General features: G+C 70.7%; 12 protein-coding genes. 9 read left to right on the top strand and 3 right to left on the bottom strand.

What is annotated here, in order from left to right:
* Window positions 1-63: 63 nt before the first annotated feature.
* Window positions 64-489, bottom strand: coding sequence for a bacteriohemerythrin (locus tag GON04_RS22605; RefSeq protein WP_338051035.1), 426 nt, complete (start codon window positions 487-489; stop codon window positions 64-66).
* On the bottom strand, window positions 486-1,448 hold the full coding sequence (locus GON04_RS22600) for a PDR/VanB family oxidoreductase (protein ID WP_157400228.1): 963 nt from the start codon (window positions 1,446-1,448) through the stop codon (window positions 486-488). Before GON04_RS22600 ends, GON04_RS22605 begins: the two co-directional genes overlap by 4 nt.
* 65 nt (window positions 1,449-1,513) lie before the next feature.
* Here GON04_RS22600 and GON04_RS22595 point away from each other — a divergent pair, with 65 nt between their 5' ends.
* From GON04_RS22595 to GON04_RS22580, 4 genes are read left to right on the top strand one after another with little or no spacing between them, the layout of a single operon-like run.
* Window positions 1,514-2,827 (top strand): Rieske 2Fe-2S domain-containing protein, encoded by a 1,314-nt coding sequence (locus GON04_RS22595; RefSeq protein WP_157400227.1) that lies wholly within the window; start codon window positions 1,514-1,516, stop codon window positions 2,825-2,827.
* Window positions 2,828-2,834: 7 nt separating this feature from the next.
* Window positions 2,835-4,148, top strand: a complete 1,314-nt coding sequence (locus GON04_RS22590) for a CaiB/BaiF CoA transferase family protein (RefSeq protein WP_157400226.1) — start codon at window positions 2,835-2,837, stop codon at window positions 4,146-4,148.
* On the top strand, window positions 4,145-5,338 hold the full coding sequence (locus GON04_RS22585; RefSeq protein ID WP_157400225.1) for a thiolase C-terminal domain-containing protein: 1,194 nt from the start codon (window positions 4,145-4,147) through the stop codon (window positions 5,336-5,338). Before GON04_RS22590 ends, GON04_RS22585 begins: the two co-directional genes overlap by 4 nt.
* A 7-nt stretch (window positions 5,339-5,345) precedes the next feature.
* Window positions 5,346-5,792 carry a Zn-ribbon domain-containing OB-fold protein gene (locus GON04_RS22580; RefSeq protein ID WP_157400224.1) on the top strand — a complete coding sequence of 149 codons (447 nt, stop codon included), beginning with the start codon at window positions 5,346-5,348 and terminating at the stop codon, window positions 5,790-5,792.
* 57 nt (window positions 5,793-5,849) lie between these two features.
* Here the strand turns inward: GON04_RS22580 and GON04_RS22575 are convergent, their stop codons facing one another.
* On the bottom strand, window positions 5,850-6,590 hold the full coding sequence (locus tag GON04_RS22575) for a GntR family transcriptional regulator (protein ID WP_157400223.1): 741 nt from the start codon (window positions 6,588-6,590) through the stop codon (window positions 5,850-5,852).
* A 110-nt stretch (window positions 6,591-6,700) separates the two neighbouring features.
* On the opposite strand from GON04_RS22575, the gene GON04_RS22570 reads away from it, so the two are divergent.
* From GON04_RS22570 to GON04_RS22550, 5 genes are all read left to right on the top strand, one after another.
* Complete coding sequence (locus GON04_RS22570) at window positions 6,701-7,687, top strand: Bug family tripartite tricarboxylate transporter substrate binding protein (RefSeq protein ID WP_157400222.1); 987 nt, start codon at window positions 6,701-6,703, stop codon at window positions 7,685-7,687.
* A 69-nt stretch (window positions 7,688-7,756) separates the two neighbouring features.
* On the top strand, window positions 7,757-8,638 hold the full coding sequence (locus tag GON04_RS22565; protein WP_181653716.1) for an NAD(P)-binding domain-containing protein: 882 nt from the start codon (window positions 7,757-7,759) through the stop codon (window positions 8,636-8,638).
* Window positions 8,639-8,692: 54 nt separating this feature from the next.
* Window positions 8,693-8,896 (top strand): hypothetical protein, encoded by a 204-nt coding sequence (locus tag GON04_RS22560; RefSeq protein WP_157400220.1) that lies wholly within the window; start codon window positions 8,693-8,695, stop codon window positions 8,894-8,896.
* Window positions 8,897-9,033: 137 nt separating this feature from the next.
* Window positions 9,034-10,743 (top strand): acyl-CoA dehydrogenase family protein, encoded by a 1,710-nt coding sequence (locus GON04_RS22555; protein ID WP_157400219.1) that lies wholly within the window; start codon window positions 9,034-9,036, stop codon window positions 10,741-10,743.
* Window positions 10,740-11,960 (top strand): CoA transferase, encoded by a 1,221-nt coding sequence (locus GON04_RS22550; RefSeq protein ID WP_157400218.1) that lies wholly within the window; start codon window positions 10,740-10,742, stop codon window positions 11,958-11,960. Before GON04_RS22555 ends, GON04_RS22550 begins: the two co-directional genes overlap by 4 nt.
* Window position 11,961: the final 1 nt, after the last annotated feature.

Below are 11,961 nucleotides of genomic sequence, written 5' to 3'. Positions count from 1 at the left end.
GGGGCTGTCTCCTTCGGGTTCGAACGTCATGAGAGGGGATGGAAAAATGGACCGGCCGTGTCGTCAGGCGTGCGACGGCCGCCTGTGCAGCACGACCGGCTTGCCGCCGAACTGGCGCTTGCACATCCAGGCGGCCAGGGCGGAATCGAGGTAGTCGGCATGGCCGGGAAACCAGTGCTCGAGTTCGGCCGCGAAGGAGCGGCCGATGGCGACGTCCCCCCGCGCCACCAGCGCGAGCACCTGGTCCGCGGATGCGAGGACCTTGCCGTGCTCGTCGATGTGGCAGTCGGCGGCGGGAAACGCGGTCTTCCGCATCCAGTCGTCCTCCTGGCCGAAGTGGGCGAGCAGGTGCTCCCGCAGGCGTTCCAGGCAGGGCAGCAGGGCGTCGTCGGGGCAGGCCAGTGCCCGGCCGACGAGCTCGTCGAACTCGGCATGCACGGCGTCCATGGGCGCGTAGCCCAGCACCTTGGAGGGATCCGGCGCGTTCACAGGTCCACCATCAGGCGCTGGGAGAGCGAGCCGGAGCAACAGGGCATCAGGGCGTCGTTCGCGGCCCTCTCGTCGTCTGTGAGATAGCTGTCGCGGTGATCGGGCGTGCCCTCCAGCACGGCGAGCCGGCAGCTGCCGCACACGCCCTGCGTGCAGGAGTAGGGCACCTCCAGGCCGGCGTCGAGCAGCACGTCGAGGATGGACTTGCCGGGTGGCACGTCGAGGCAGCGGCCGTCGCGGGCCAGCTGCACGGTGAAGCCGCCCACCGTGGCGGCGGCTTCGGTCGCGGCGAAGCGCTCGTAGTGCACCGTCGCGGGCGAGCGGTGCCGGCCCGCCTCGACGAATGCGTCGATCATCCCGGACGGCCCGCAGCAATAGAGATGTGCATCGGGCGCGGCCGAACGGACCAGCGCCTGGACATCCGGGCGGCCGCACCCGTCGGCCGAGACATACCGGACCACGCGGCCGCCATCGGTCCTCGCGTACTGGTCCAGCAGCGCCGCGAACGGCACGGAGCGCCGATCCCGCACGGCCAGGTGCAACTCCCACGAACGCCCCAGGCTGGCCAGCCGCCCGATCATCGACAGCAGGGGGGTGATGCCGATGCCGCCTGCGATGAACAGGCTGTGCGGCGCGTCCTCCACCAGGGAGAAGGCGTTCTTCGGGGGCGAGATCTCCAGCCGGTCGCCCACGCGCGCGGACTCGTGGAACCAGCGCGAGCCGCCCCGACCGCCGGCTTCGCGCTTGATGCCCAGGCGGTAGGTGGCGGTGGCCCCGGGGGCGCCGACCAGGGAGTAGCTGCGCGTGCCGGCCCCCGGAATGTGCACGTCGACGTGGGCTCCGGCTTCGTAGGGTGGCAGGGTCGAGCTGTCGTCCTTTTCGAGCTCGACCGAGACGACGCCCGCGCTCTGCAGGCGCAGTTCGCGGATGAGGACGGGAATGGGGGAGGCGGCTTGCATGGGTAGACAGGTTAGCAGAAACAATGGTACATTGCATCAATGGTTGGACCAATGGAAAGGTGAACATGCTGTCCCGTGACGACAACGAACTGCTGGTGCGAGTCGGCCCCGAAGCGCCGATGGGCAAGCTCATGCGCCTGTACTGGATCCCGTTCCTGCTGGCGCGCGACGTGCCGGTGGACGGCCTGCCCTACCGCGTCCGGCTGCTGGGCGAGGAACTCGTCGCCTTCCGCGACAGCAGCGGCAAGGTTGGCCTGGTCGACCAGGCCTGCCCGCACCGGGGCGCGCCGCTCCAGTTCGGCCGCAACGAGGAAGGCGGCCTGCGCTGCGTCTACCACGGCTGGAAGTTCTCGGTCGACGGCCGCTGCCAGGAGATGCCGGCCGAGTCCGAGAACACGCCGATGCTCAAGAAGGTGCGCGTGAAGGCGTACCCCGTGCAGGAGCGCCATGGCGTGCTCTGGACCTACATGGGCCCGGATGCCGAACCGCAAGCGCTGCCGAGCATGGAATGGAACATGGTGCCCGAGGAGAACGTGCATGTCTCGATGCGCGTCCAGGAATGCAACTGGCTGCAGGCCCTCGAAGGCGAGATCGATTCGGCGCACGCAGCCATCCTGCACGGCCGCGTGGACGCAGGCGGCTCCATCGACGAATGGAAGCAGGCCGCGGACCTCCAGCCGAAGTTCGAGGTCGTCCAGCACGAGGCGGGCATCCACATCGCCTCGCGCCGGAAGATCGAGGGCGACAGGAACTACATCCGCGTCAACCAGTTCCTGATGCCGTTCTGGACCCTGGTGCCGCCCTTCTCCGAGTTCCCCGAGCTGAGCGGCCATGCCTGGGTGCCGATCGACGACGAGCACACGCTTTGCATCATGTTCTCGTACCACCCGGCCCAGCCGTTCTACGAGAAGACGCGCAAGCTGTTCAAGGAAGGCCACAAGGGCCGCGAGACGGGCCACCATTCGGAGAGCGCCTACGAGAAGCGCGCCGTGACCGAGCCGTACCACACCTACTGGAGCAGGTTCAACCGCGCCAACGCCTACGGCTTCGACGAGGAACTGCAGGCCCGGTACAACGCCGGCCTGCCCGGCCTGTGGCTGCAGGATGCCGCGTGCCAGTCGGGCGTGATGCCGATCTACGACCGGACCAAGGAGAACCTGGGCACCAGCGACAGCGGCGTCGCCAGGACGCGCCGGGTCCTGCTGGAGCACACGCGCAAGCTCCAGCAGCAGGACATCCGGCCGGTGTCCACGCAGGATCCCGACAAGTTCCTGGTCCGCGCCATCTCGATCACGATTCCGGCCGGTGGCGACTGGATGGCCCATGGCAAGGAATACATGCAGGCCCGCCCGGGCAAGGACTTCGGCTACCAGCCCTGAGGCATCCATGACGACCCACGACACTTCCCCACTCGCCCGCACCGCTGCCGAATTCCCCCGGCACGAACCCCGCCCGCCCGGCGCCCCCACGGCGCTGCAGGGCATCCGCGTTGTCGATTTCACGCACTTCATCGCCGGCCCGCTGGCGACCATGATCCTGGGCGACATGGGGGCCGACGTGATCAAGGTCGAGCCGCCCGCCCGGGGCGACGAACTGCGCTACTACCCGCCGGCGGTGCCCGGCCTCCAGTCGCAAGGCGGCCCCTTCGTCTGGAGCAACCGCAACAAGCGCAGCGTGGCGCTGGATCTCAAGTCGGCCGAAGGCCTGGGCATCGTGTGCGACCTGATCGCGCAGGCCGACGTGGTGGTCGAGAACTTCTCCACCGGGGTGATGCAACGCTTCGGTCTCGACTGGGACGCCTGCCGCCAGCTCAATCCCCGGCTGGTCTACTGCTCGGTCTCGGCCTACGGCCGCGAAGGCCCGTTCGCCGACCGGCTGGGGTTCGACCCCGTGGTGCAGGCCGAGAGCGGCTTCGTGTCGATGAACGGCTACCCCGACCGCATGGGGGTGCGCGCCTCCTCGGCCGTCATGGACATCGGCACGGCCATGATGGTGTCGAACGCCATCCTCGGGGCCCTGGTGGCACGCGAGCGGCAGGGCGAAGGCCAGTTCGTCGAGGTGGGCCTCTTCGATACCGGCCTGCTGATGACGGGCTGGGCCACCATGCAGCACCTGGTCACCGGCCTGGAGCCGCAGCGCAACGGAAACACCAGCCCCGATACCTGTCCTTCGGGCGTGTTCGAGGCCAGCGACAAGCCCTTCTACATCAACTGCGGCAACGACAAGATCTACCAACGGCTGGCTGCGCAGGTGCTCGACCGGCCCGACCTCGCGAACGACCCGATGCTGCGGGAGCGCAACGGGCGCATCGAACGGCGGGACGAACTCTTCTACCAGTTGAACGCCGAGTTCGGCAAGCACCCCTGGTCCTACTGGCAGGAGCGCATGCGGACGGCCCAGATCCCCTGCGGCCTGGTGCGCACGGTCGGCGAAGCGGTCCGCTCCCCCGAAGCCCAAGCCCGCAAGCTGGTGACGTCCATCGACCATCCGGAACTGGGCGCGATCCCCAACATCGCGTCCCCCATCCGCTATGCGCGCACGCCCATGGCAGACCCCGTGCCGGCGCCATCGATCGGCCAGCACACGGCCGAGGTCCTTTCCGGGGTGCTGGGCTACGGGGCGCCGCGCATCGCCGAACTGGCGCGGGCGGGCGCCTTCGGCGAGCGAACGCCCGCCGGCACGCACCCCCCCGCCGCATGACAGGCCGCACGCTCCGGGGCCAGGTCGCGGTCGTCGGGATCGGCGAGACGACCTACTACAAGCACGGCCAGTCGCCGGATCCGGAGTTCAAGCTCGCCCTGAAGGCGATCCTCGCCGCCTGCGCGGACGCCGGCATCGACCCGCGATCCATCGACGGCTTCGCTTCCTACGGCGACGATCGCAGCGACGCCACGCGGCTCGCGGTCGCGCTGGGCCTGCCGCGCCTGCGCTCGGCCACCATGCAGTGGGGCGGTGGCGGGGGCGGCTGCTGCGCGGCCGTGGCGAACGGCGCCGCGGCCATCGCGAGCGGGCAGGCCGATTGCGTGGTCGTGTTCCGCTCCCTCGCGCAGGGGCAGTTCGGTCGCTTCGGCCAGGCCTCGGGCGCCGGTGCGGGGGCGGCAACGGTCAGCGGCGAACGGTCGTACCTCGTGCCGTACGGCGTGATCTCCCCGCCGCAACGCTTTGCCATGCGTGTCCAGCGCTACATGCACGAGCACGGCGTGCGCCATGAGGCACTGCGCGCGATCGCCCTGGCGTCCTACCACCATGCCCAGAACAACCCGCGCGCCGTGATGCGCGGCAAGCCGCTGGACGAAGCGACCTACGACGCCTCGCGCTGGATCGTCGAGCCCTTCCACCTGTTCGACTGCTGCATGGAGAACGACGGCGCCGCGGCGCTGGTGCTCATGGATGCCGAGCGGGCCGTGGACTGCGCGCAGAAGCCGGTCTACCTGCTCGGCGCGGCGGCGGGCTCGGGCCCGCGCTTCGGCAGCCAGGCACACAACTCGGCCGAGTACGCCTCGGCCAATTTCGGTGCGGTGGCGCCGGAGCTCTACCGCATGGCCGGGCTGGAAGCCAAGGACGTGGGCGTGGTGCAGGCCTACGAGAACTTCACCGGCGGCGTGCTGATGGCACTCGCGGAGCACGGGTTCTTCGCACCGGAGGAGGCGAACGACTTCCTGCGCCTGGAGAACCTGGTCGCGCCTGGCGGCCGGCTGCCGCTCAACACCAGTGGCGGCAACCTGGCCGAGTGCTACATGCACGGGTTCGAGCTGCTGCTCGAAGCGGTGCGGCAGGTCCGCGGCACGTCGACCAACCAGGCGGCGCGCCACGACGTCGCCCTCGTCGTCGGCGGGCCGATGGTGTCTCCCGTGAGCGACCTGTTGCTGGGGTCGCAGGACGTCCTGTGAGCAAGCCATGAAGAACGAGATCCCCTACCTCCCTGCCGGCCTGCCGGTTCCGGTGGCCGAACCGGACGGGCTCTCCGCCCCGTACTGGGCCGGCCTGCGCCAGGACAAGTTGCTGGTGCAGCGCTGTGCCCACTGTGGCTGCTGGCAGTTCGGTCCCGAGTGGATCTGCCACCGGTGCCACGCCCTGGACCCCGCCTGGGTGGAGGTGTCGGCCGAGGGCCGCATCTACAGCTGGGAACGCGTCTGGCACCCCGTGCATCCCGCGCTGAAGGAGCGCTGTCCCTACCTGGCCGTGCTGGTGGAGCTTCCGCAGGCCGGCAACGTCCGCATGGTCGGCAACCTGCTGGGCGACCCGATGCACGACGTGCGTATCGGCGCCGACGTCGTGGGCGTGTACGAGCACCATCCGGAGACGTCGCCGCCGCACTCGCTGCTGCAGTGGCGATTGCGTTGAGCGGCGCTTGCGTGGACGGGATCGACCGCCTGGTCGCGGCGCCGGGGCGCCGCCGCCTCAGCGGCTCTCGATCGCGTAGTGGAAACGGGCCTGGGTGACGTACGACACGCGCCACTCGATCGGCTGCTCCGACGGATCGGTCATGAGCCGCTCGATCCGGATCGCGGGCGTGCCCGCCGCGAGGCCGAAGACCCGGGCGTCCCTGGCCGGGAGCGGGACCATGGTGAGTTCGTCCATCGCCCGGGACACCAGCACGCCGCACAGCGAGTCGTAGACCGGGTACAGCAGCGGCGGCGACTCCTTCTTCAGGTACGCCTCCAGCGGGGCGAAGCGTTTGTGGCTGAGCCAGACGTGCTCGCTGAGGATGACTTCCTTGCCGCAGGCGCGGGTGCGGTGGATGGACAGCAGCTTCTCGCGCGCCGCCAGGCCCAGGCGGGTGCGTGCCTCCGGCGGGCCATCGCCCACCTCCAGGTTCAGGCAGCGCGTCGTCGGCAGCTCCCGCCGTTCCTCCTCGGAGAAGCGCACGAACCGCATCATCGAAATGCGCTCGAAGGCCCGCGTCACGAACGTGCCCTTGCCGTGGATGCGCTCCAGCATGCCCTCGGCCACCAGCACCTGCAGCGCCTTGCGCACGGTCCCGACCGAGACCTCGAACTCCCCGGCCAGGCGGTCTTCCGCCGGCAGCGGCTGCCCGTCGCTCCAGGCGCGGGCGCAGATGCGGCGCATCAGGTCGTCGCGGATCTGCAGGTAGCGAGGCAGGCGCAGGTCGGGCGCGGCCTCCGGTCCGATGGCTCTCATCGGGTCCATTGTGCCCGGGGGCACAGGACGCCTCCGCTCCTCCACCATAGATATACTCCTGTACAGGACTTCAGCCGAACTGGCGGAAGCCGTCGAGGAGACCCCTGTTGATGCGCAACCTGATTCCCCGCCAAGCTGTTGCTGCCGGCCTGACCCTGCTCCTGTCGCTGCTGGCCGCCGGCCATGCCGGCGCGCAGGCCTACCCGAACAAGCCGATCCGCATGGTGGTGCCGTTCCCGCCGGGTGGCGGCAACGACGTCATCGCGCGCATCGTGGCGCAGAAGCTGGGGACGCGGCTCGGCCAGACGGTGGTGGTCGACAACCGCGCGGGCGCCAACGGGATCGTGGGCCTCGCGGCCGTGAAGCAGGCGGCGCCGGACGGCTACACGCTGGGCATCGCTGCGGCCGGTCCCATGGCCGTCAACCCGAGCCTGTACGACAAGCTGCCCTACGACCCGGTGAAGGACTTCGAGCCGATCACGAACATGGTGATCTACCCGCTCCTGCTGGTGGCGCACCCGTCCGTTCCCGCCAAGTCCATGCGCGAGCTGCTGGAGCTGGCGCGTGCGAAGCCCGGATCGCTGAACTTCGCCTCGCCCGGCAGCGGCAACTCCGGCCACCTGGCCGGTGAACTCCTGAACTCGCTGGCCAAGGTCAACACGACACACGTGCCGTACAAGGGCCAGGGGCCGGCCGTGAGTGACCTGCTGGCTGGCCAGGTCCAGCTGCTCTACAGCAGCATCCCTTCCGTGCTGCCGCTGGTGCAGCAAGGCAAGCTGCATGCGCTGGCGGTGGGGAGCGCGCAGCGCCTGTCCTCGCTGCCCGATGTGCCCACCATCGCCGAAAGCGGCGTGCCCGGCTACGAGGCGTACTCCTGGATCGGCATCGTGGCGCCGGCGCAGACGCCGCGTGCCATCGTCGAGCGCCTCAACCGCGAGATCGTCGCCATCCTCAAGCAGAAGGACGTGGAGCAGGACCTGCTCGGCCAGGGCGCCATTCCCGTGGGCGACACGCCCGAGCATTTCGGCGGCTACATCAAGACCGAGATGGCCAAGTGGGGCGCCGTGGTGAAGTCGGCCAACATCAAGGCCGAATGACGGCAGCAGCGCAGGATTCGGATCGAACTGGAAACGGGAACAGCAATGGCTAGCAGCGCAAGAGAGCCGGTGGGCCTCATCGGACTCGGGATCATGGGCGGCGCGATGGCGGAGGCCCTGGTCGCCGCCGGGCACCCGGTCAGCGGCTTCGACGTGGCGGCCGCGGCGATGGAGCGGTTGAAGGCGGCGGGCGGGCAGGGGTGCGATGGCGCGGCGCAGGTCGCCCGCGACGCCGAAGTCCTGATCTTCTCGCTGTCGACGTCGCCGGCGATGCTGGAGTCGGCCCGCAACGTGGCGGCCTCCGTGCAGGCCGGCGGCCGCTGCCGCCTCGTCATCGAGACCAGCACGCTGCCGCTGGACGACAAGAACGAGGTCGCCCGCATCCTGGAAGGCGCCGGCATCGCGGTGCTGGACTGTCCGATCAGCGGCACCGCCGTGCGCATGAAGGAAGGGGCCTGGACCATCTATTGCAGCGGCGCCGAGCCCAGCTACGAGCGGGCCAGGCCCCTGCTGCAGGTGTTCACCCAGATGGTGCCGTTCGTGGGCGCCTACGGCAACGGCACCAAGATGAAGTTCGCGGCCAACCACCTGGTGGCGATCCTCAACGTGGCGTGCGCCGAGTCGACCAATCTCGCGCGCAAGATGGGACTCGATCCTCGCCAGGTCCTGGAGCTGTTCGGCAACAGCCCGGTGATCGGCACGGGCGTGATGCGCCTGCGCATGCCCTTCATGATCGAGCGACGCTACGAGCCGGCCACCATGAAGGTCGAGGTGTGGCAGAAGGACATGCAGGTCATCGGCGACATGGCGCGGTCGGTCGATTGCCCGACCCCGCTGTTCAGCGCCTGCGTTCCCATCTACAGCGCTGCCATGGCCCAGGGGCGTGCCAAGCACGACACCGCCTCGGTCAGCGAGGTGCTGGCCGGCCTGGCCGGGGTGGATCGGTCCTAGCATCCCCACGCGATCGCCGTGCCGGGGGACTCCAGCTCATTCCTGCGCGCAGACATGGACGAGCCGTTCCAGCGATGGCACGACGTCGAGCGCGCGGTGATGGACCTCGAGAAGAGGCTGATGATCGCGCAGGCCCTGGAGGACGCGGGATCGGTGCGGTCACCCTCCAGTGTCCTGCGGCAGCAGCTCGAGGACGCCCGGGCTGCTGCGCAACGGGCACTGGACGACTGCCTCCGGCACGTCCGACAGGCACCCTAGGCGACCAGCAGCCGACCCGGATCTCCAGCGCCCGCGCGACCGGGACATTTCCGATCGTGCGATCCCCTTGACCGCGTGCAGGGGTGGCGAACCCCGGCCACGTGCAGGCGACAATGCCCGCGGTGCAGGAGAACGACATGAAGGACGACGCAAGAGCCTGCCCCGGGCTCGACCCGGGGACCGCGGCCCTCGCTGCCGCCCGCAGGCTGCTCGGCGGCGTGCGCGCGGCATTCGATGCCGGCACGCTGGCGCTGGGACGGCAGTGCCTGTCGAACGGCAGGCTCGACGGCCGCAAGCTCGACCAGCAGCAGGTGGCGAGCTTCGAGCTCGCCTGGGCGGGCGCCGACCTGCTGGCCAGCGAAACTGCACTGGCCGCGGTCGCCGACGACGCGCCGGCCATCGAAGGGGCGCTGGCGCTGCTGTTCGCGGCCGATGCGGTCGCCTCGGTGCTCGACAAGCTGGAGACGGTCTATCTCGAGGCCGGCCTGGACCTGGCCGCGCTGCGCCAGTTGCGCGCCGGCACCGACTGGGACTTGCTGCGCGCGGCGGGTTCCGGCGCGCGGGCGCTGGAAGCCGCCGGCCGTGCGGTGGCCGCCTCCGACGGCGAGCTCGGGCCGGTCGCGCTGGACGAGCAGCACGCCCTGGCGCAGGACGCGTTCCGACGCTTCGCCGCCGACGTCGTCGCGCCGCAGGCCGAGGCCATCCACCGCCACGACCGCACCGTGCCCGAGTCGCTGCTGCAGCCGCTGCGCGAGATGGGCGTGTTCGGGCTGGCGATTCCCGAGCGGTTCGGCGGCAGCAGCCCGAACGACCGCGAGGACACGCTGCTGATGGTGGTGGTGACCGAGGCCTTGTCCGAGGGTTCGCTGGCCGCGGCCGGCAGCCTGATCACCCGGCCCGAGATCCTGAGCCGCGCGCTGATGGCGGGCGGCACCGAGGCGCAGAAGGCGTCCTGGCTGCCGAGGCTGGCGGCGGGCGATCCGCTGTGCGCCATCGCCATCACCGAGCCCGACTACGGCTCCGACGTGGCGGGGCTGGCGCTGCGCGGCACGAAGGTGGAGGGCGGCTGGCGCCTGACCGGTGCCAAGACCTGGTGCACCTTCGCCGGCAAGGCCGGCGTGCTGATGGTCGTGACCCGCACCCACCCCGACCGCTCGCTGGGCCACAAGGGCCTGAGCCTGCTGCTGGTGGAAAAGCCCTCGTTCGACACGCACGAGTTCAGCGTCGAGCAGGAGGGCGGCGGCCGCCTGACCGGCCGCGCCATCCCGACCATCGGCTACCGAGGCATGCACTCGTTCGACCTGTCGTTCGAGGACTTCTTCGTGCCCGACGCCAACGTGGTGGGCGGCGAGGCCGGCCTGGGCCAGGGCTTCTACCTCACCATGGCCGGCATGGTGGGCGGCCGCATGCAGACCGCGGCCCGCGCCTGCGGCGTGATGCGCGCGGCCCTGCGCGCGGCCATCCGCTACGGCCACGACCGCAAGGTGTTCGGCTCGCCGCTGGTGGACTTCCCGCTCACCCAGGCCAAGCTGGCGCGCATGGGCGCGCGGCTGGCGGCCTGCCGCCGGCTCGCCTACCGCGTGGCCGGCCTCATCGACGCCGGCCAGGGCCGCATGGAGGCCAGCCTGGTCAAGCTGCTGGCCTGCCGGTCGGCCGAGATGGTGACGCGCGAGGCCCTGCAGCTGCACGGCGGCATGGGCTACGCCGAGGAGACGCCGGTGAGCCGCTACTTCGTCGACGCCCGCGTGCTGTCCATCTTCGAGGGGGCGGAGGAGACGCTGGCGCTGAAGGTCGTGGCGCGCGGCCTGATGGAGCGCGCCCTGGGCCTGGCGGGAGCCGGCGCATGACCGGCGTGCTGGCGGGCCTGCGCGTGGTCGAGGCTGCGGCGTTCGTCGCTGCCCCGCTGGGTGGCATGACGCTGGCGCAGATGGGCGCCGACGTGATCCGCATCGACTCCGTCGGGGGCGGCCTGGACTACCGCCGCTGGCCGGTGACGCCGGAGGGCACCAGCCTGTTCTGGACCGGCCTGAACAAGGCCAAGCGGTCGGTGGTGCTGGACCTGGCCACGCCCGAGGGGCGCGAACTGGCGATGGCCCTGGCCACCGCGCCCGGCGACGACGCCGGCCTGTTCCTCACCAACTTCCCGCCGCGCGGCTGGCTCGACCACGACAAGCTGCGCGCCAGGCGCGCCGACCTGATCCAGTTCACGCTGATGGGCGACCGGCTGGGTGGCTCGGCGGTCGACTACACGGTCAACGCCCGCGTCGGCCTGCCGTTCATGACCGGCCCGCGCGACGGCACGGGCGCGGTCAACCACGTGCTGCCGGCCTGGGACCTGATCACCGGCCAGATGGTCGCGGTGGGCCTGCTGGCGGCGGAGCGGCACCGCCGCCGCAGCGGGCAGGGCCAGCACGTGAAGCTGTCGCTGGAAGACGTGGCGCTGGCGGTGGTGGCGCACCTGGGCTTGGTCACCGAGGCCGAACTGGGCCAGCCGCGCGAGCGGCACGGCAACGACCTGTTCGGCGCCTTCGGCCGCGACTTCACCTGCGCCGACGGCCGGCGCGTGATGCTGGTGGGCCTGACGCTCAAGCAGTGGAAGGCCATCGTCGAGACCTGTGGCATCGGCGACCAGGTCCGGCAGCTGGAGGCCCGACTCGGCGTCGACCTGTCGCAGGAGGGCGAACGCTTCCGCCACCGCGAGGCGCTCAACGCGCTGGTCGGGCCGTGGATTGCCGCGCGGCCGCTGGCCGAGGTGCGCGCCGCGCTCGACCGCACCGGCGCGTGCTGGGGCGCCTACCAGGACATCGCGACGCTGGCCCAGGACGACCCGGCGTGCTCGCCGGCCAACCCGATGTTCGCCCGCATCGAGCAGCCCGGCGTGGGGCGCGTGCTGGCGGCTGGCATTCCGCTGGAGTTCTCGGGCCAGCAGCGCACGGAGCCCGCGCCTGCGCCCTTGCTCGGCCAGCACACGGAGCAGGTGCTCACCGAACTGCTGGGGCTGCCGGGCGCCGAATTCGGCCGCCTGCACGACCGCGGCATCGTCCGGACCGCCGTGCCAGGCTGAG

Source organism: Ramlibacter pinisoli (genome assembly GCF_009758015.1).
Taxonomy (GTDB): domain Bacteria; phylum Pseudomonadota; class Gammaproteobacteria; order Burkholderiales; family Burkholderiaceae_C; genus Ramlibacter; species Ramlibacter pinisoli.
Note: the sequence above shows the minus strand (reverse complement) of the source record. Positions and strands in the feature narration are given on the sequence as shown.